Raw genomic sequence first — 18,731 nt, forward strand, 5'->3', positions numbered from 1 at the left:
GTTCGGACGGGCCATGCCCTAGGGTCCTGATGTGATTCGGTGGCGTGATGGTTTGGTGTCGCAGGTGGGTCGGAGCTGGGCCGGAGCGGTCGAGCTGACCGTCCAGGTCGGTGAGCAGCCGGTGCGTGCACTCGCCTACCCAGAGCTCGTCGGTACGCCGGTCGTGGGTGACCGCGTGCTGCTGAACGTCGGAGCGCTCGACAAGGGCCTCGGGACCGGCGGCTACGCGCTGGTGGTGGCGCTGCCCGACCGTCTGCCGGAGGACCCGCCAGAGGGCGGACATCTGGTGAAGGCGCGGTACACACCGTTGCAGACGATGGTGATGGGCGCGGACGACCAGGAGTCACCGGACCACGACGCACTGCGCGACGCCGACGACCTCTTCGGTACGCCGGTGGTCGTGGCTGACCTGCACTCCGCGCTACCCGCCGTACTGGCTGGGGTCTATGAGGCTCGGCCGAACACTCGGGTCGTCTACGTGATGACTGATGGCGGGGCATTGCCGCTCGCCTTCTCCCGGACTGTGGCGGCGCTGCGCGAGAGCAGCTGGTTGTTCGGGACAGTGACGGTCGGCCAGGCGTACGGGGGTGATCGGGAGGCCGTGACGGTCCACACCGGGCTGTTGACCGCAGTGCACGTGCTGGCGGCGGAGCTCGTCGTACTGACTCAGGGGCCGGGCAATCTGGGTACTGGCACTCGCTGGGGATTCAGCGGCGTGCAGTCCGGTGAGGCGGTCAATGCGGTCGAGACGCTCGGTGGCCGGGCTGTCGCGTCGCTGCGCATCTCCGAGGCCGATCCGCGACCACGCCACCGCGGGATCTCGCACCACAGCCTCACGGCGTACGGCCGGGTCGCACTGCAGTCGGCGGATGTCGTCGTACCGGACCTGGCCGGTGACTTCGGCGATGCGGTCCGTGACGCGGCCGAACCGCTCAAGGCGCGGCACCGCGTCGTACGGGTTGGTGTGGACGGTCTGTATGACGCGATGCAGGCGGCTCCGGTGAAGCTGTCCACCATGGGCCGCTCGCTCGACGAGGACCGCGCGTACTTCGAGGCCGCGGCCGCTGCGGGCCGTCATGCGGCGCGGCTAGTCGACGTACCGAAATAACAGAGGCCGAAGTAGAGGTACCACCACCGAGAGTGTGGTCGCAGTACTCCTGAGCGCGATGCCGTACTGGGTCACGCTGGGAGCATGACAGTTCTAGCTCCTCCCAAGCACCGCTGACCGCGCGGTGGGCCACCATGCTGTGGCTACTCGCCGTCGGAACCGGCGTCGCGGAATCAGTGGTCGGAGTCGTCGGCGCGGTCGGTGACAACGCCCCTATGGCGGGTATCGCGGCCCAGATCGCCATCCGCACCCTCATCTACGGCGGCCTGTTCGTCGTCATCGACCGCTACTTCCGCTACGGCGTCAACTGGTCCCGCTACCTCCTGGCCGGCCTGCTCGGCACCGTCGGCATCGCATCCCTCGTCGTCGGCCCGATCGGTTGGCTACTCGACCACGACCTCGGCAGTCTCGACCTGACTCCGCAGTTCCTGCTGACCGCCGTACTGCGCAGCGTGCACGTCACCGCCGTACTCACCGCGCTCCTGCTCACCTTCCAGCCCGAAACCAACCGATGGTTCCGGCACAACGCAAAGGCCGCTTGACCACGGCTGTGGTCAAGCGGCCTTCGGAGTGAGCTACTGGCCGGCCGGCTGCTTCGGGGCCGGGAAGGAGTTCAGGACGTCGATCACGGCGAAGGCGTTGACGGCCTTGCCCTTGGCGTCCTTGGTCGCGGGGAGCTCAACGAGCACCCGGCTACCGACCGGAACTCCGGCGAGACCGTCGAGGGCTCCGGCCTGGCCGTCCGGGCCGGGGCCGACCTGAAGCTGGTCGGTCGGCGCACCCGGCTGAGCCGGTGCGGTCTGGCTGGCGGGCTGGCCGTCCCAGGTGCTGGCCTGCTTCTTGCCGGTGTAGTCGAAGACGACGTAGCGGCCGATCAGCTGGCTGCCCTTCTCGATCGGCTTGCCCTTGCCGAGCGCGACGACGATCGGCTTGCCCGGCTTCGCCGGCGGCTTGGTGCCGGCCGGGACGGTGACCTTGGGCTCGGCGTTCAGCTCACCGGTCACCTTGATCGGACTGTTCGCAGAGGTCGCCGGCTCGGCGTCGAGCTTGGTGTCGTTGGCCGCCGCGCCGACCAGGTCGACGACGAAGATCAGCGTGTCTTCCTTGGTGATACCGGCCTTCTCGTTGCCGCCCTGCGGACCGTAGCCCTTGTCGGCCGGGATGGAGAGCATGACGCGGCTGCCGATCTTCTTGCCGACCAGACCCTCGTCCCAACCGCCGATGACGCCGCCGATACCGATCGGGAACGACGACGGCGCGCCGCGGTCGTAGGAGTTGTCGAAGACCTTGCCGTCGCGCCAGATCTGGCCGAGGTAGTTCGCGGTGAGCAGCTCACCCTTCTTCACCTCGGGACCGTCGCCCTCCTTGAGGACCTCGGTCACCAGAGCCTTGTCCGGCTCACCGTCGCGGTGCGTGATGGTCGGCTTCGCTCCGAAGTCCGACGCCACCTTGACCCCACCGGCTCCGAACTCGCTCTTCTTCTCGGAACCGCAGGCCACCACCGTGGATCCCAGGGCCACGACTACGACCAGACTCAGCAACTTGCGCACGAACCAGCACCTCGAAACATCCCGGCGCGGTCTGCGCCATTCGATCGACGGGCAACAACGCGGACCACCCTAGCCTGCACACGCAACCTCGCCAGCGGCCACCTGCGTCACCATTGGGTCACACCACGTACGGTGACGCCGTTCAGAAGGCCATGGCGTTGTGCGGAGCGCGGTCCGGTCGCAACAGTGCGTCAAGCCGGGACACCGCACCAACGGTGTGCTCTACAAGCCGTCCGGCGTCGCGGAACTCAGTGGCCCGGACTCCGCCCAGATACAGCGATCCCAGTTCGTTAACGGTCAGACTGACGTCCGCGGCCGCCCCGGGCGCCGCCGTACAGGCTGCTCCGTCCGGTGCGGCCTCCAGACGCCAGCTCACACCGTCGACCTCCAGGACCATTACGTCGGTCGCTGCGTAGGTGCGTGCTTCCAGAGCTCGTTGTACGTCGAGGATGTTCAGCCAGAGGTTGTCACGCGTTCGGGCAAGCCGGAGTGCCCGCGGATTCGCCAGCATCCAACGCAGTGGCTCGTCCACCGGTCGCCGTGCCGCGACTACGCGCTTGGTGAGGTCGAAATCGAGCAGTAGACCCCACAGTGCGCGATACGCGTCGACGGTGCGCGCCTCGAAGGCTCCAACCGCCAGTACGCCGGCATCGGCTGCGTCGGGCGCCCACGGCAACCGGAAGATCGCGGCACCGTCTACCTCACCAGCTGCGTCGCGGTGCACCAGGTGATGCGCCGGTCCGGAGCCGTCGGCCGGTAGTCCGCCCGCAGCGAAGCCGCTCCACCTGCCAGGCAGCGGACTGATCTCTCCGACGCGCTCTGCCCGCACCTGCTCGTGCAGAACCGGCCAAATCTCCGCAGCGGTGGCACCGTCCACCAGGTCCAGCCTGCCGGGGTCGGTGAACGGCGTACGGAACGCAGCGTCGGTACGCCGAACCTCCCACCGGTGCTGGAAGGTCGCCGGACCGAACCCGTAGCGGCCGTAGATCGTGCCCTCACTCGCGCTGAGGCCGGCCAGGAACTCACCACGCTCGCGGCAGTCGTCCAGCATCGCGCCCATCATCTGCCGCAGCAGTCCGCGCCGCCGGTACGTCGGGAGCACCGCCGTCCAGGTGACTCCGCCCATCGGGACCCGCCGACCGCCGGGCAGCGTCAACTCGATCGACACGATCGCAGAGCCACCGGCGAGCTTGCCGTCCACGAACGCGGCCTGCGGACGGAACCAATCGGTCAGTAGCCCAGCACAGTGCTGCTCCAACTGATCAGCTGTGGGCTGCCGCAGCGACGGGTAGGCAGCCCGACCGGTGTACCAGGCGACCGGCTCCGGCTCTTCCTGCGGGAAGCCACTCACCCACGGCGTCAGCCGCATGTACTCCACGGCCTCGTCCTGAGTGATCGGCCGGATCTCGATCGTCATCTCACCTTTATAGGTGCCCGAGACCGGCCTGCCACTCGATCTGCCCCTTCGGGCTACCTATTCGTCAGAAGCCCACTGCGTTGTGTGGGGCACGGTCCGGTCGCAACAGTGCGTCAAGCCGGGACACCGCACCAACCGTGTGCTCTACAAGCCGTCCGGCGTCACGGAACTCAGTAGCCCGGACTCCACCGAGGTACAGCGATCCCAGTTCGTTGACGGTCAGGCTGATATCGGCGGCCGCCCCGGGCGCCGCCGTACAGGCTGCTCCGTCCGGTGCGGCCTCCAGACGCCAACTGACACCGGCGACCTCCAGAACGAGCACATCGGTTGCTGCGTAGGTACGGGCCTCGAGTGCACGTTGTACGTCGAGGATGTTCAGCCAGAGGTTGTCACGCGTTCGGGCAAGCTTGAGCGCTCGCGGGTTCGTCAGCATCCAACGCAGCGGCTCGTCCACCGGTCGCCGTGCCGCGACCACTCGCTTGGTGAGGTCAAAATCGAGCAGTAGTCCCCAGAGCGCTCGGTAGGCATCGTGGTTGAGCGCTTCGAAGGCCTCAACCTGCAGCTCGCCCGCATAGTCGGGGTCCGGCGACCATGGCAGCCGGAAGATCGCTGCGCCGTCCACCTCGCCCGCAGCGCTGCGGTGAATCAGGTGGTGCGCCGGACCGGTGCCATCTGCAGGCAGTGTGGCGTCGGTAAGACCACTCCACTTCCCTGGCAGCGGACTGACCTCACCGACGCGCACCGCCCGGATCTGCTCGTGCAGAACCGGCCACACGACCGCCGCCTCAGCACCGTCGACCAACTCCAACTGTCCGGGGTCGGTGAAGGGAGTCCGGAATGCGACGTCGGTACGCCGAACCTCCCACCGGTGCTGGAAGGTCGCGGGAGCGAACCCGTAGCGGCCGTAGATCGTCGCCTCGCTGGCACTCAGCCCGGCCAGGAACTCACCGCGTTCCCGGCAGTCGTCCAGCATCGCGGCCATGATCTTCCGGAGCAGTCCACGCCGCCGGTACGTCGGGAGCACGCCCGTCGAGGTGACTCCGCCCATCGGGACCTGCCGGCCACCGGGAAGGGTGATCTCGACCGACACGATCGCGGAACCACCGGCGATCCGGCCGTCCACGAAGGCGGCCTGCGGACGGAACCACTCGGTCAGCAGCTCATCGGCGTACCGGTCCAGCTGCTCGGGCGTCGCCTTGTGTTGCGGCGGGTTGGCCGCGCGACCGGCGTACCAGGCCGAGGGCTCGGGCTCCTCCTGCGGGAAGCCGTTCGCCCACGGCATGACCCGCAGATAGTCCGTGGCCTCGGCGCGAGTGATCGGCCGGATCTCGATCGTCATGCGGTCTTTCTAGGCGATCCAGATCGGCCGGGTCACTTCATTTAGACGTCACCTACATGCTGCGTCGTTCACATACTGGCGATGAGCTTCTCTACGCGCTCGTCGTGGGACTTGAACGGGTCCTTGCACAGCACCGTGCGCTGGGCCTGGTCGTTCAGCTTCAGGTGCACCCAGTCGACGGTGAAGTCACGGCGGCGCTCCTGGGCCCGCTTGATGAACTCACCGCGCAGCCGGGCGCGCGTGGTCTGCGGCGGCACCGACTTGGCCTCGAAGACCCGGAGGTCGTCGACGACGCGGGTGACCGCGCCCTTGCGCTCGAGCAGGTAGTAGAGCCCTCGCGGCCGGTGGATGTCGTGGTACGCCAGGTCGAGCTGGGCGACCCGCGGGCTGGCCAGGCCGAGGTTGTTCTGCTGGCGGTAGCGCTCGATCAACCGATACTTGATCACCCAGTCGATCTCGCGCTCGATGCCCGAAAGGTCACCGGAATCGATCGCCTTGAGCGTGCGCTCCCACAGGTTGAGCGCGCGCTCCACGGTCGGCGTGCCGAGCTCGCGGCGGTCGACGAAGTCGCGCGCCTTGCTCAGATACTCACCCTGGATGTCGAGGGCGCTGGCCTCGCGACCGTTCGCCAGCCGGACCTCGCGGCGACCGGTCATGTCGTGGCTGATCTCGCGGATCGCCCGGATCGGGTTGTCCAGGGTCAGGTCGCGCATCACGACGCCGGCCTCGATCATCCGCAGGACCAGATCGGTGCTGGCCACCTTGAGCAGCATCGTGGTCTCGGACATGTTCGAGTCGCCGACGATCACGTGCAACCGGCGGAACCGCTCGGCGTCCGCATGCGGCTCGTCACGGGTGTTGATGATCGGCCGTGACCGCGTGGTCGCGCTCGAGACACCTTCCCAGATGTGCTCGGCCCGCTGGCTCACGCTGTAGACCGCACCGCGCGGCGTCTGCAGCACCTTGCCGGCCCCGCAGATCAGCTGCCGGGTGACCAGGAACGGGATCAGCACGTCGGCCAGCTTGGCGAAGTCGCCGTGCCGGCTGACGCAGTAGTTCTCGTGGCAGCCGTAGCTGTTGCCGGCCGAGTCGGTGTTGTTCTTGAACAGGTAGACGTCGCCGAAGATGCCCTCGTCGTGCAGCCGCTTCTGGGCGTCGACGAGCAGACCTTCGAGGATCCGCTCCCCTGCCTTGTCGTGCGCGATCAGGTCGGTGACCGAATCGCACTCGCCGGTCGCGTACTCCGGGTGGGAGCCCACGTCGAGATAGAGGCGTGCCCCGTTGCGGAGGAAGACGTTACTGCTCCGCCCCCAGGACACAACCCGCCGAAACAGGTACCGCGCCACCTCGTCGGGGGTCAGTCGGCGCTGACCGCGAAAGGTACACGTGACGCCGTACTCGTTCTCCAGTCCGAAGATTCGCCGGTTCACATCCACCACACTACGTCCCGCCTCCGACAACCGTGCGCTGTCTCAGGCGCGCCGTACCCCGGCGTTATCCCTTTGTGGTCTCCCGCATGGTCTGTTCAGAACCGTTCGGCGGACTCCCGTCGTACCGCCGAACATGGTGTCCATCCTGATTGCTACTTACCCGCTGGCCGGACATGTCGGCCCCCTGCGGCCGATCGCGCGCGAGCTGGTCGCACGTGGCCACGACGTGCGCTGGTACACCGGACTGCGCTTCGCTGACACTGTCCGGGCGACCGGCGCGGAGTTCGTTGCCATGGCTCCGGAACTGGACCGGGCCGAGCTCCCGCTCGACGAGGAGTTCCCGGAGCGCGCCCAGCTGAAGGGCCACCGAGCAACCCAACTAGCTGTCGACTACGGCCGCCACGACACGCGCACTTTGGCCGCCGACGCCATCGAACAGCTGACACGACCCGTGGGTGTGAACAGGAAATGGGGGGCTTGAACAGGGCATAACTTGTTCAAGGCCCCCACGGGGAGTGCGCACCCCCGAGACGCGGTCTCAGAGGCCGACGATGTCGAGGAGCTGGCCTAGCTCCTTGGAGTCCAGTTCGCGGAGTTCGCCGGTGTGCAGGTTGCCGCGGCGGACCGGGCCGATGGCGGTGCGGGTGAGGCGCTTGACCGGGTGACCGATCGCGTCGAACATGCGGCGGACGATCCGGTTCCGGCCCTCGTGCAGGGTGATCTGGACCAGGGTCCGGCCGCGGATGCTGGAGATCTCCTTGACGGTGTCGGCCTGCGCGGGGCCGTCTTCCAGGGTGACACCGTCGAGCAGCCGGCGGAGGGTGCCGAGCTTCACGTTGCCTTCGACCTCGGCGACGTAGGTCTTGGAGACCTCGTACGACGGGTGCGCGAGCCGGTGTGCGAACTCACCGTGATTGGTGAGCAGCAGCAGGCCCTCGGTGTCGGTGTCGAGGCGGCCGATGTGGAACAGGCGCTCCGGGCGGTCCTGCACGTAGTCGGCGATGCACTCGCGGCCCTCTGGATCGGCCATCGTTGTCACGACGCCGCGGGGCTTGTTCAGCACGAGGTAGGCGTGCGCACTGGTCGGCGGGATCCGCTCACCGTCCACCCGGATGACCGAGACCGCCGGGTCCACCCGCGTCCCGAACTCCCTGACGACAGCGCCGTCGACCTCGACGCGCCCCTGCTCGATCATGATCTCGGCATTCCGCCGACTCGCGACCCCGGCCTGCGCCAACGCCTTCTGCAGCCGAATACCCTCGTCCTCACTCACCTCGCTCACGCAACTCTCCATCACCGTTCGGTACTTCGGCCGCGGAGTCGATCTCCTCGGCAGTCTGGTCATACGGATACCACCGACTAGCCGCATCCCCGGAACCCACAGGCACCGAGCCGTCCTCCTCGGAGGTCGGAGCCGCGAAGTCGTCCTCGGAGCCTGCGGTGACCTGGTCGGCGGCGGTCTCTGCAGCCTCGGAATCCGAGGTGCCGTCCACCACGGCCGTGTCGCCCGAGCCAGCTTCCTCGAACGCGGTCGCGCCGTACTCGGACTCGTCGTCCTCGGAGTCGTCTTCGTCGTCGTCGTCGTCGGAGCCTGCGGTGGCCTGGTCGTCGGTCTCTGCAGCCTCGGGATCCGGGGTGCGGTCCACGGAGGCGGACTCGCCGGAGCCGGCTTCGTCGTACGCCGTGGCGCCGTACTCCGACTCGTCGCCCTCGTCGTCGTCCTCGGGGGTCGGGGCGACTGGGGCCGGCTCGTCGTCGTCCGAGTCGTCGTCGTCCGAGTCGTCGTCGTCCGAGCTGTCGGGGGTGACGGCGGGTGGGGCTAGGTCGTTTTCGAGGGGGGCGTGGTCGTCGGGCTCGGCGGGGGGCGTGCCTTCGGGTGCTGGTTCTTCGGTGGCTGGTTCTTCGGTGGCTGGGGGGAGGGACTGGGCGGCCAGTTCGTCCTCGATGTCGTCCATGTCGGGGAGGTACGGCGCGAGCTCCGGGAGGTCGTCGAGGGACTGCATGCCCATCCGCTCCAGGAAGTACGACGTGGTGCGGTAGAGCGTCGCCTGCGAGTCGGTGTCTGCGCCGGCCTCCTCGACGAGACCGCGGGCGATGAGCGTACGCATGACGCCGTCCACGTTCACGCCGCGGATGGCGGAGACGCGAGCCCGGCTGACCGGTTGCTTGTACGCAACCACCGAGAGCGTCTCCAGCGCCGCCTGCGTCAGCCGCGCCTGCTGTCCGTCGAGCACGAACCGCTCAACGAACGCGGCAGCCTCCGGGCGCGTGTAGTACCGCCACCCACCACCGATCTCCCGCAGGTCGAACCCACGCTTCTGCTCGGTGTACTCAGCGGACAGCTCAGTCATGGCAGCAGCCACATCACCCGTCGGCCGCCCCACCGCCCGAGCCAACGTCAGCACCGGCAACGGCTCGTCGGTCACCATCAGAATCGCCTCGAGCGCCCGCCGCATGGTGTCGTCATCGATCACCACCTCTTCGCCGACCGGCACCTCGGTCTGCCCCGGCGGCAAATGATCCTCATCCCCCGGTACGCCGTCCCCGTCGGCCGGTACGTCGCCATCCGCCGGTACGCCGTCCCCGTCGGCTCGCACGTCGCCATCCGCCGGTACGCCGTCCCCGTCGGCTCGCACGTCGGCATCCGCCGGTACGCCGTCCCCGGGCTCCACGTCTTCGCCCAGAGCAGCGTCACCCGCCGTACCGGACTCCAGCTCCACGCCCTCGTCCAGAGCGGCATCATCCGCCGTACCGGACTCCGGGTCAGCGTGCTCGTCCAGAGCAGCGCCATCCGCCGTACCGGTCTCCAGCTCCACGTCTTCGTCCGGGGCGGAGGCGTCCGCCGTACCGGGGTCCGTCTCCTCGGCTCCGGCGTCGACGGCCGAGGAGGTGTCGACCTCGGAGTTCGGGTCGAGGTCGCCGGCGTCGGACGGGGGCGCTACGGCCTCCGGGGACTCTGTGGAGGGGGTTGGGTGTTCGGTCACTGGGGCACCGTCTCGTGGGGTGGTTCGGGCTGGGCGGGAGCCTCAGGGGTGGTGTCTTCGGTGAGGGAGTCGCCGGGCTCGAGGAACGAGTCCTCGTCGGTGACCACGGGAGCTTCGCCGTCCTCGGAAGGCGGAAGATCTTCTTCGTCGAACTCGTCACTGACCGCGACCTCGCCGTCGTCCGGCCCGGTCCAGCGGATCGTCAGCTCACCGAGCGGAGTGACCTGGTCGAACGACACATCGGCAGACCGGAACAGCTCCAGCAGCGCCAGAAACCGGCAGACCGTCGTCACCGTGTCCGGCGAATCCGAGACCAGCATCCGGAACGTGGTCGTCCGCTGGCGACGCAGCCGGTCGACAATGACGAGCGCCTGCTCGCGAACCGTGACCGCAGGCGCGTGCAGGTGAGCCAGCGACACGCCTTCGGGGATGATGTCCTTGCGGGCCAGCGCCTTCTGCGCGAGCAGCATCAACCCGTTCGGGTCGATCCCGAGCAGCACCTCGGGCAGCAGCTCGGCGAGGCGGGGTTCGAGACCGACCGCCCGCGGGAAGCTCTTCGCCTGCGTCGCCATCCGGTCCTGCACCAACGCGGCGATCTGCTTGAAGGCGCGATACTGCAGCAACCGCGCGAACAACAGATCACGAGCCTCGAGCAGCTCAAGGTCCTCGTTGTCCTCGACCTCGCCCTTCGGCAGCAGCCGAGCGGCCTTGAGATCCAGCAGAGTCGCCGCGATCAGCAGGAACTCGGACGTCTGATCGAGGTCCCACTCCGACCCGAGCGCCTTGATGTGCGCGATGAAGTCGTCGGTGATCACCGAGAGGGCGATCTCGGTGATGTCCAGCTTGTGCTTGCTGATCAGCTGCAGCAGCAGGTCGAACGGCCCGTCGAAGTTCACCAGGTGAACCTCGAAACTCTTGCTCTCGGCAACAACCGGCACGGCGTCGTCGCCGGCCATGTCCAAGGGCAGGGAGTCGGCCACAGTCACTCCGAGGCCTTGAGCCGCCGTACCAGCACCGAGTCCGGTCCGTGGTCGACGAAGTCGGCCAGCAGGACGTCGATCGCCTCGCGGACGATCCGGCCGCGGTCCGCGCTGAGGCCGTGTTCGGCTCGCAGCGCCAGCCGCACCTGTTCCAATCCGAGCAGCTCTTCCTCCGTCACGTACACGGTGATCTTCGTGTCGTGACGGATTCGTCCACTGGACTTCCGGTCGTCGGCGACCGCCGTACGCGAACGTACGGAGCTCGACGCCGGCCCGTCAGTGGTGGTGCGCTTCTCGGGTCTGGTCTGCTGCGGTGCCGCACCCCCGAAGAGTTCACTGGCACCTGGCAGGCTCACCCGGCGGGACAACGCGCGAGCACCTCCTTGGCAAGGTCGCGGTACTGCGTGGCCGCTTGGGACGAGGGCGCGTACGTCGTGATCGGTTCGCCGACGACCGTGGTCTCGGGGAACTTCACGGTGCGCCGGATGACAGTGTGGAAGACCCGCTCGTCGAAGGCCTGGACGACGCGGTCGAGCACCTCACGCGCGTGCGTGGTGCGCCCGTCGAACATGGTGCCGAGGATGCCGACGATCTCCAGCTTCGGGTTCAGCCGGTCCTGCACCTTGCCGATCGTGTCGGTCAGCATGGCCAGGCCACGGAGCGCGAAGAACTCGCACTCCAGCGGGACGACGATGCCGTTCGACGCGGTCAGCGCGTTCACCGTCAGCAGACCGAGCGACGGTGCGCAGTCGATCAGGATGACGTCGTAGTTCGGGATGATCGGCTCGAGGACGCGCTGCAGCGTGTACTCCCGGGCGACCTCCTGGACCAGCTGGACCTCGGCCGCGGACAGGTCGATGTTGGCCGGCAGCAGGTCGAGGTTCTCGACCCGGGTGTGCTGGATGACCTCGGCGGGGGTGATGTCGCGCTGCATCAGCAGGTTGTAGACCGACAGCTCCAGGTCGTGCGGCTGCACGCCGAGCCCGATCGAGGCCGAGCCCTGCGGATCGAAGTCGATCAGCAGCACCTTGCGGCCGGTCTCGGCGATCGCGGCGCCGAGGTTGATCGTGGTCGTGGTCTTACCCACGCCACCCTTCTGGTTGCACATCGCGATCACCTGCGCCGGACCGGTCTTGGTCGGCGGCAGGGGAACCGGCAGGTCCGGCATCGGACGGCCGGTCGGCCCGATCTTGCGCGGGCCGCTGGGATCGCTCACAGGTGCAAGGTCCTCCGCGGTGAGCTTGGCCGTCGGCCTCGGCATCGCCGCATAGTTCTCGGGTGGGGTCAGGGTGCGCTGGGGCGGCGCGGTCGGTTCTTCGGCAGGCGACGCCGGCTCAGGGTTCGTGCCGTTGCCGTACTGCTCGAAGGCGTGCTGCTCGGTGCCCGGGATCGACTCGTTCATGACTCGCCAAACCTTTCAACCGATACGGGCGACGCCTGCGACTGTAAGCGTGCATTCAAGCACTCTCAAGCGGCCACTCCGCACCCGGGTCGAGCGGTTTCCGGTTGGCATTCCACAGCAGACCGATCACCCCGTGAAGGTGACCGACCGTGAGCAGATCATCGCACACCGTTCCGATCCGCCGTGCACCGGCCCTACCTTTTCACGAGCTGGTTGTACGACGCGAACCAGGCCAGTACGGCGTACGCGGCCAGGGCGAGCAGCCAGCCGGGCACATGTCCTCCGAACACGCCACCAGCAACCGCCACCAGCACGCACGGGAGCACCCAGGCGAGGAACCACTTCAGCGGCGACTTCCCGGCGATCCCGGCGAACACACTGGTCAGCAGGTACATCAGGATCCCGCCGAACAGGTACCAGCGGTCCTGCGCGTGCACGTGCTCGGTGGCCTCCGGTACCAGCGCTCCCAGCCCAGTAGCGATCGACACCATCGCCGCGGTCACTCCGAGGTGTGCAGGCAGCGCCTGCCACGGCTCCAGCGGTTTCGCGTTCACCGGAGCCGGTGTGAACCCGTAGAGCGTCGTGAGCTGCCACAGCTGCACCAGGATGAAGAATCCGGCCAAGGAGGCCACAACGACTCCCCTGGTCCACTCCAAGTCGGTGTTGGCGGCCACCACCTGCGCCAGCGCCTCACCGAGCACGATGATCACGAACAGCCCGAGCCGCTCGTTCAGGTGCCCCTGCTCGACCTGCGCGACCGACACCAGCGTCGGCTTCGGGTTCGGGAGCTGCTCCGGTGCCACGCCGCGGCGGATCAGCTCCGAGAGCCGACTGGCCTGCCGCTCGTTGTCCCGCTCCTGCCGTGCCCGGGCCCGGGCGGTCTCCTGCTCGACCCAGCGTGGGCTGCGCGCGCCGAACATCGAGAAGAGCAGGTCGATGGCGATCGCGAGGCCCCACAGCGCGTAGTTCCAGGGCTCGGGCACGAGCAGCGACACGAGCCACGGTGTCGCGGCGATACTCTGCGTGGCCGGCCAGAACGCGACCACCTGACCATCGCGGGCAGCCGACCGCGACGCGACCGCCCGGCACAGGATGAATGCGACCACGAACACCTTGGTCCGGCTGTCCGGTCCGTGGTGCTCACCGAGCTCCGGAAACACCCCTGGTACAGCGGCCGCCATGATCGCGATCCCGAGCATGGTCCGCAGTACGGCGCGCCGCCGGGTCTTCTCGCCGGCCACGTTCGCGTAGACGCTGGTAGTGGTCCAGACACTCCAGATGGCGTAGTACATCGCCGCACACGCTGCGATCTGCCCAACACTCTGCGCGCCGTGCAGCCGATGCGAGATCTGCGCCGCCGCTGCGACCACTGTCAGGTCGAAGAAGAGCTCGAGCCAGCTCGCATGCCGCTCTTCGGTCTTGTCTGCCACGGACCGCAGCCTATGACGACAGCGCCCGCGGATGTGACGTTGCGTAGACCTCGCGCAGTTTGTCGACGGTGACGAGTGTGTAGACCTGTGTCGTGGTGACTGATGCGTGGCCGAGCAGCTCCTGCACCACCCGTACGTCGGCGCCGCCGTCCAGCAGGTGTGTCGCGAACGAGTGCCGCAGCGTGTGCGGGGAGATCTCCTTGGCGATCCCAGCGCGTTCCGCCGCACGCCGCAGTACTGTCCAAGCACTCTGCCGTGAGAGCCGACCGCCTCGCGCATTGAGGAACAGTGCGTGCGTACCGCGGCCCCGGGCGACCAGATCGGGCCGGCCGCGGACCTGGTACGCCGAGATCGCCTGGAGCGCGTAGGTGCCGACCGGAACGACCCGCTCCTTGCTGCCCTTGCCGCGTAGCAGCACTGCGCCGACCTCCATGTCGATGTCGTCCACATCCAGACCGACTGCTTCGGAGATGCGCGCACCGGTCCCATAGAGGAACTCGAGCAGCGCAGCATCCCTCGTCGCCAGGACGGCGGGCTCTGCCTCCGCACCGGCCGCGGCAGCGAGGATGCGCGTCACCTCGTCAACGGACAGCGCCTTCGGCAACCGCTGTGGCGGAGCCGGCGGCTTGACCGCAGCAGCTGGGTCCACCGCGGCCAGACCTTCGCGCAGACAGAACTTGTGGAAACCGCGCACTGCGACGACTGTGCGGCCGGCACTGGAGGCGGTGAGCGGTTGATGGTCCTCATCGCCCTCACGCAACCGCATCAGGAAATCACTCACCACAGCCTCGGTGACTCGACCGAGCTCAGAGATCCCGGTCGAGGCGAGGTAGCCGTCGTACCGGCGCAGATCACGCCGGTACGACGCCAGGGTGTTCGCGGCCAGGCCGCGTTCGACCGTCAAATGGTCGAGGTAAGCACCAACCGCCCGGCTGATGCTCAGACCAGGACCTCGTCCAGCTTGAGCTGGTCCAGGTCGTGTGCGTCGGCGACCGGGCCGTAGGTGATGCGGCCGTCGTAGGTGTTCAGGCCGAGCGCCAGGCTGTGGTCCTGCTTCAGCGCCTCGCGCCAACCCAGGTTGGCCAGCTCGATCGCGTACGGCAGCGTCACGTTGGTGAGCGCGTACGTCGACGTGTTCGGCACGGCGCCAGGCATATTGGCGACGCAGTAGAACAGCGAGTTGTGCACCTGGTAGACCGGGTCCGCGTGGGTGGTCGGACGCGAGTCCTCGAAGCAGCCGCCCTGGTCGATCGCGATGTCGACGAGCACGCTGCCCGGCTTCATCTTGCTGACCAGTTCGTTGCTGATCAGCTTCGGCGCCTTCGCACCGGGCACCAGCACCGCGCCGATGACGAGGTCGGCCTCCAGGGCCGCACGCTCGATCTCGTAGGCGTTGGAGGCGATCGTCAGCAGGTGACCCTGGTAGATCTGGTCGGCCTGGCGGAGCCGTGCGATGTTGCGGTCGAACAGCTGGACCTGCGCCTGCATCCCGAGCGCGATCGCGGCCGCGTTCATACCGGAGACTCCGGCTCCCAGGATGACCACGCGGGCCGGGTGCGTGCCGGAGACACCGCCGAGCAGCACACCACGCCCACCACCGCTGCGCATCAGGTGGTAGGCACCGGACTGCGGCGCGAGCCGGCCGGCGACCTCGCTCATCGGGGCCAGCAGCGGCAGCGAGCCGTCCGGCAGCTGGACCGTCTCGTAGGCGATGCCGGTGACACCGGCGGTCAGCAGGGCGTCGGTGCACTCCTGGCTGGCAGCGAGGTGCAGGTACGTGAACAGCACCTGGCCCTTGCGCATCCGGTGGTACTCCTCGGCGACCGGCTCCTTGACCTTCAGAACCAGGTCCGCTTCGCCCCACACCTCGTCCGCGGTGGGCACGATCCGCGCCCCGGCCGTGACGAACTCCTCGTCGGGGATCAGCGATCCGCTGCCCGCGTTCTGCTCGATCAGAACCTCGTGCCCGTGGCGCACGAACTCGTGCACACCGGACGGCGTGATGGCCACCCGGTACTCGTGGTTCTTGACTTCCTTCGGAACTCCGACCTTCACTGCTTGCCCTTCTTTCCTTCCAGGAGGACGGCGCACATCGTTGTGACCGCGGCCCGGCGGTGAGCGGATGATGCCAGGTCGCTGCCGAGTGTATGCCTGCCAAGGCCATACCACCGGACGGGTTGGTCTGATGGACAGGTAACTCACAAGTAGGGTGCCCGAATGGACAGCGAGGAGCTTCTTCCGGGCGGCAACGTGGGCGGTGCGGTCCGCGTCGGCGACACCGTCCGCCGCGCCACCGGACCGTGGACTCCGGCTGTGCACGCCCTGCTGGAACACCTCGCCGGCACCGAACTGACCGGCCTACCGCGGGTGCATGGCTTCGACGACCAGGGCCGCGAGGTCCTCGATTTTCTTCCGGGTACGGCGTACGGCCAGGAGGTCCCGGACGACGCGCTGGCCGAGGCGATGCGCTGGCTCGCGCAGTACCACCGCGTGGTCGCGTCGTACCGGCCGGTCGGTGAGGTGGTGTGGCGAGCCGGTACGGCGGAGCTCGCGGCCGGCCAGATCATCTGCATGCACGACTACGGGTACTACAACTGGATCGGCACTCCTGCGGGATTCAGTGGAGTGATCGACTGGGACCTGGCCGGTCCGGGTGTTCCGCTCGACGACCTCGGCTTCACAGCGTGGAACACGGCTCCGCTCGTAGTTCCGCTGGATCCGGCGTACCTGGCTGCTCGGCTGCGGCTGATGGCCGACGCGTACGGCGGCGGCGTCACACCGCTGCAGATTCTGGAGCAGGCGCCGCTCAGCGCGCAGCGGTCCGCGCGGGTGATGCGGTTCGGTCAAGCGGCCGGTGACCCCGGGATGCTGAACCTCGCGAAGGTCGGTGAACCGGAGCGCACGGACGTGGGGGTGCGGGATCTGTTCGCACGACTTCCGGAGATCGCAAGGCTCCTTTGACGTGACAACCATCATTGACGGGACCGCCGTCCCATCGGGGATGCTTGTCCTGCCCGCCGCCCTGGGTTGCGCCTGACAGTAGGACGACGAGAGGGGTACGACGTGGCGATCGAACTGGGACGCTTCGGGGTCTGGCACGGTGCGCAGCACTGGGGTCCGGAGCTCGCAGCCGGGCTGGAGCAAGCCGGGTACGGCGCGCTGTGGCTGGGCGCGTCCCCGGGAGCCGGTCTGCGCGACGCGGAAGTGTTGCTGGCCGCAACGAGTTCTGTTGCCGTCGGCACCAGCGTGGTGAACATGTGGAAGTCTTCGGCGGCCGAGGTCGGTGCGTCGTACCACCGGCTCGAGGAGTTCGCACCGGGGCGTTTCCTGCTCGGGGTCGGCATCGGGCACCGCGAGCAGAGCGCGGAGTACAAGTCGCCGTACGAGACGATCGTGTCCTATCTCGACGAGCTGGACGACGCGAAGGTACCGGCCGAGCGGCGTGCGCTGGCAGCACTCGGTCCGAAGGTGCTGCAGCTGTCCGGGAGCCGCACCGCCGGCGCACTGCCGTATCTGACCACTCCTGAGCACACTCGGGAGGCACGTCGCAGTCTGGGCGGCGGAGTGCTCCTCGCACCCGAGCAGAAGGTCGTGCTCGAGACCGATGTGGACATCGCCCGCACCACAGCTCGCGACTACCTGGCGACGTACCTCGCACTGGGCAACTACGTCACGAACCTGAAGCGCCTCGGGTTCACCGACGACGACATCGCCGACGGCGGTAGTGATCGGCTGATCGACGCTCTGGTCCTGCACGGATCCGCAGTCGAGGTCGCCGAGGGTCTCCAGGCACATCTGGAGGCCGGCGCCGACCATGTCGCCGTACAGCAGCTTGGTCGCGAGGGAATCGACCTGTTGCCTGGTTACGAAGCCCTCGCGACCGTTCTCACCTAAGAGCTACATGGTGAAGTGTTCTACATAGTGAAGTCTGCGAAGTCGAAGCCGGGCGACACCACGCACGACACCAGTACTGCTTGATCCCCGGCCGGCCGGGCTGCTTGCCATGCGCCGGCCGGGATCACCACCTGCGGCTGCTGTCCGGCCGCCACATCCACCCCCAGCGTGAACGCCTGCGCCTGCTCCGGGCTCTTGCCGTACTCAAGAGTCAACGGGCCACCGGAGTGCCACAACCACATCTCCGCTGACCGCACCCTGTGCCACACCGACTCCTCCCCCGGAGCCAGCAGGAAGTAGATGGCTGTCGCACTGGCGCGCTCGCCGTCGTACCCCTCCGGCTGGAAGGTCACGTCGGACCGCCAGGTCTCGCGGTACCAGCCACCCTCGGGGTGGGCCTCGAGATCCAGCAGCTCTGCGAGCTCGGGTCGTTTCACGTCATCGGTCGCCATACCCAGAACGGTAGCCAGTGCCTTCGACCAGCCGGCGGGGCAGGGCGCCGGATTCGATGCTGAGGTCGGCCTTGAACGCGTACGACGACATCGCGAGCGCGGACCACGGCAAGAGGTCGCGCAACGTGTCCGGAGTGGCAACCGGCCGCTGCCGCAGCATCTGAGCGAGCTCCTGGCCGAACTGCTCCCCGTCGTGCTCGGCGATCGCCCGGAGCAGCGGTGGTGCATCGGCGTCCAACGGCTCGCCGGAGGTGATCGCCAGGTAACCGCGGATCTCCGCAGTCAGGTCGTCAACCGGGAAGCTGTCGGTGAACTCGACCAGCCGGAGCATCAGCTCGTTGTCGCGCAGGATCACCGCAAGCTCGAAGGCCTTCGTCCAGTCCTCCAGCCGCAGCTCCTCATCGTTGTGCTGCTCGATCCCGAAGCCCACACCGAGGTACTCGACCCAGCAGTCCACCACATCCCCGGCCGGCGTCCAGCACGCATCCAGATAGCGCACCGCAAGCTCGGCCGCGGTCCGCAGCGCGATCCACGTCTCCCGCTGCTCGAAACGCCGATCGACGGTGATCGACCGCGCGCTCACGTAGTCCAGGAGCTTCTCAGCGGCGGCCTTGATCCGCAGCGGTCCCCCACTGCCGGCCCGCGCGACGAACTCACCGAACACAGGCCGGAACCCGGCCACACACTCCGCCGCTGCTGCCCCCAGCCTCGGATTCCACTCCAGCCCCATGCGCGCGACGGTAGC

At 68.0% G+C, this 18,731-nt stretch carries 19 protein-coding genes; 5 read left to right on the top strand and 14 right to left on the bottom strand.

The window, feature by feature from the left end:
- The first annotated feature begins 64 nt into the window (after positions 1-64).
- Positions 65-1,108 (top strand): DUF3866 family protein, encoded by a 1,044-nt coding sequence (locus OG474_RS04230; protein ID WP_405060857.1) that lies wholly within the window; start codon positions 65-67, stop codon positions 1,106-1,108.
- Between the two features lie 134 nt (positions 1,109-1,242).
- Positions 1,243-1,650, top strand: a complete 408-nt coding sequence (locus OG474_RS04235) for a hypothetical protein (RefSeq protein WP_405060858.1) — start codon at positions 1,243-1,245, stop codon at positions 1,648-1,650.
- A gap of 33 nt (positions 1,651-1,683) precedes the next feature.
- On the opposite strand, the gene OG474_RS04240 is transcribed toward OG474_RS04235, so the two are convergent.
- From OG474_RS04240 to pafA, 4 genes are all read right to left on the bottom strand, one after another.
- Positions 1,684-2,658 carry an FKBP-type peptidyl-prolyl cis-trans isomerase gene (locus OG474_RS04240; RefSeq protein WP_405060859.1) on the bottom strand — a complete coding sequence of 325 codons (975 nt, stop codon included), beginning with the start codon at positions 2,656-2,658 and terminating at the stop codon, positions 1,684-1,686.
- 142 nt (positions 2,659-2,800) lie between these two features.
- Complete coding sequence (locus OG474_RS04245) at positions 2,801-4,075, bottom strand: GNAT family N-acetyltransferase (RefSeq protein ID WP_405060860.1); 1,275 nt, start codon at positions 4,073-4,075, stop codon at positions 2,801-2,803.
- A 64-nt stretch (positions 4,076-4,139) separates the two neighbouring features.
- Positions 4,140-5,414, bottom strand: coding sequence for a GNAT family N-acetyltransferase (locus OG474_RS04250; RefSeq protein ID WP_405060861.1), 1,275 nt, complete (start codon positions 5,412-5,414; stop codon positions 4,140-4,142).
- A 68-nt stretch (positions 5,415-5,482) separates the two neighbouring features.
- On the bottom strand, positions 5,483-6,844 hold the full coding sequence (pafA, locus tag OG474_RS04255; protein ID WP_405060862.1) for a Pup--protein ligase: 1,362 nt from the start codon (positions 6,842-6,844) through the stop codon (positions 5,483-5,485).
- Between the two features lie 136 nt (positions 6,845-6,980).
- On the opposite strand from pafA, the gene OG474_RS04260 reads away from it, so the two are divergent.
- Positions 6,981-7,325: a glycosyltransferase gene (locus OG474_RS04260; RefSeq protein WP_405060863.1), complete on the top strand. Its 345-nt coding sequence runs from the start codon at positions 6,981-6,983 to the stop codon at positions 7,323-7,325.
- Positions 7,326-7,382: 57 nt separating this feature from the next.
- Here the strand turns inward: OG474_RS04260 and OG474_RS04265 are convergent, their stop codons facing one another.
- The 8 genes from OG474_RS04265 to ald form a co-directional block, all read right to left on the bottom strand.
- On the bottom strand, positions 7,383-8,117 hold the full coding sequence (locus OG474_RS04265) for a pseudouridine synthase (RefSeq protein ID WP_405064540.1): 735 nt from the start codon (positions 8,115-8,117) through the stop codon (positions 7,383-7,385).
- Positions 8,110-9,828: an SMC-Scp complex subunit ScpB gene (gene scpB, locus OG474_RS04270; RefSeq protein WP_405060864.1), complete on the bottom strand. Its 1,719-nt coding sequence runs from the start codon at positions 9,826-9,828 to the stop codon at positions 8,110-8,112. Before scpB ends, OG474_RS04265 begins: the two co-directional genes overlap by 8 nt.
- Complete coding sequence (locus OG474_RS04275) at positions 9,825-10,808, bottom strand: segregation and condensation protein A (protein ID WP_405060865.1); 984 nt, start codon at positions 10,806-10,808, stop codon at positions 9,825-9,827. Before OG474_RS04275 ends, scpB begins: the two co-directional genes overlap by 4 nt.
- Before the next feature lie 2 nt (positions 10,809-10,810).
- On the bottom strand, positions 10,811-11,176 hold the full coding sequence (locus OG474_RS04280) for a hypothetical protein (RefSeq protein WP_132407981.1): 366 nt from the start codon (positions 11,174-11,176) through the stop codon (positions 10,811-10,813).
- Positions 11,161-12,069: a ParA family protein gene (locus tag OG474_RS04285; RefSeq protein ID WP_405064541.1), complete on the bottom strand. Its 909-nt coding sequence runs from the start codon at positions 12,067-12,069 to the stop codon at positions 11,161-11,163. The genes OG474_RS04280 and OG474_RS04285 overlap by 16 nt, the downstream gene beginning before the upstream one ends.
- 335 nt (positions 12,070-12,404) lie before the next feature.
- Positions 12,405-13,640: a low temperature requirement protein A gene (locus tag OG474_RS04290; protein ID WP_405060866.1), complete on the bottom strand. Its 1,236-nt coding sequence runs from the start codon at positions 13,638-13,640 to the stop codon at positions 12,405-12,407.
- 10 nt (positions 13,641-13,650) lie between these two features.
- Positions 13,651-14,583, bottom strand: a complete 933-nt coding sequence (xerD, locus tag OG474_RS04295; RefSeq protein WP_405064542.1) for a site-specific tyrosine recombinase XerD — start codon at positions 14,581-14,583, stop codon at positions 13,651-13,653.
- Entirely contained in the window at positions 14,580-15,695 is a 1,116-nt protein-coding gene (ald, locus tag OG474_RS04300) for an alanine dehydrogenase (protein WP_405060867.1), read from the bottom strand. Before ald ends, xerD begins: the two co-directional genes overlap by 4 nt.
- A 162-nt stretch (positions 15,696-15,857) precedes the next feature.
- Here ald and OG474_RS04305 point away from each other — a divergent pair, with 162 nt between their 5' ends.
- Both OG474_RS04305 and OG474_RS04310 read left to right on the top strand, forming a co-directional pair.
- The gene (locus OG474_RS04305) at positions 15,858-16,601 is read left to right on the top strand and encodes a phosphotransferase (RefSeq protein ID WP_405060868.1); all 744 of its coding nucleotides are present in this window, start codon (positions 15,858-15,860) and stop codon (positions 16,599-16,601) included.
- A gap of 102 nt (positions 16,602-16,703) precedes the next feature.
- Positions 16,704-17,534 carry an LLM class F420-dependent oxidoreductase gene (locus tag OG474_RS04310; protein ID WP_405060869.1) on the top strand — a complete coding sequence of 277 codons (831 nt, stop codon included), beginning with the start codon at positions 16,704-16,706 and terminating at the stop codon, positions 17,532-17,534.
- Between the two features lie 20 nt (positions 17,535-17,554).
- Here OG474_RS04310 and OG474_RS04315 read toward each other — a convergent pair whose 3' ends face one another.
- Together OG474_RS04315 and OG474_RS04320 are read right to left on the bottom strand one after the other, a co-directional pair.
- Positions 17,555-17,986 (bottom strand): cupin domain-containing protein, encoded by a 432-nt coding sequence (locus OG474_RS04315; RefSeq protein WP_405060870.1) that lies wholly within the window; start codon positions 17,984-17,986, stop codon positions 17,555-17,557.
- Complete coding sequence (locus OG474_RS04320) at positions 17,973-18,716, bottom strand: Imm49 family immunity protein (protein ID WP_405060871.1); 744 nt, start codon at positions 18,714-18,716, stop codon at positions 17,973-17,975. Before OG474_RS04320 ends, OG474_RS04315 begins: the two co-directional genes overlap by 14 nt.
- Positions 18,717-18,731 lie beyond the last annotated feature (15 nt).

It is taken from the genome of Kribbella sp. NBC_01505, assembly GCF_045040285.1.
Classification (GTDB): domain Bacteria; phylum Actinomycetota; class Actinomycetes; order Propionibacteriales; family Kribbellaceae; genus Kribbella.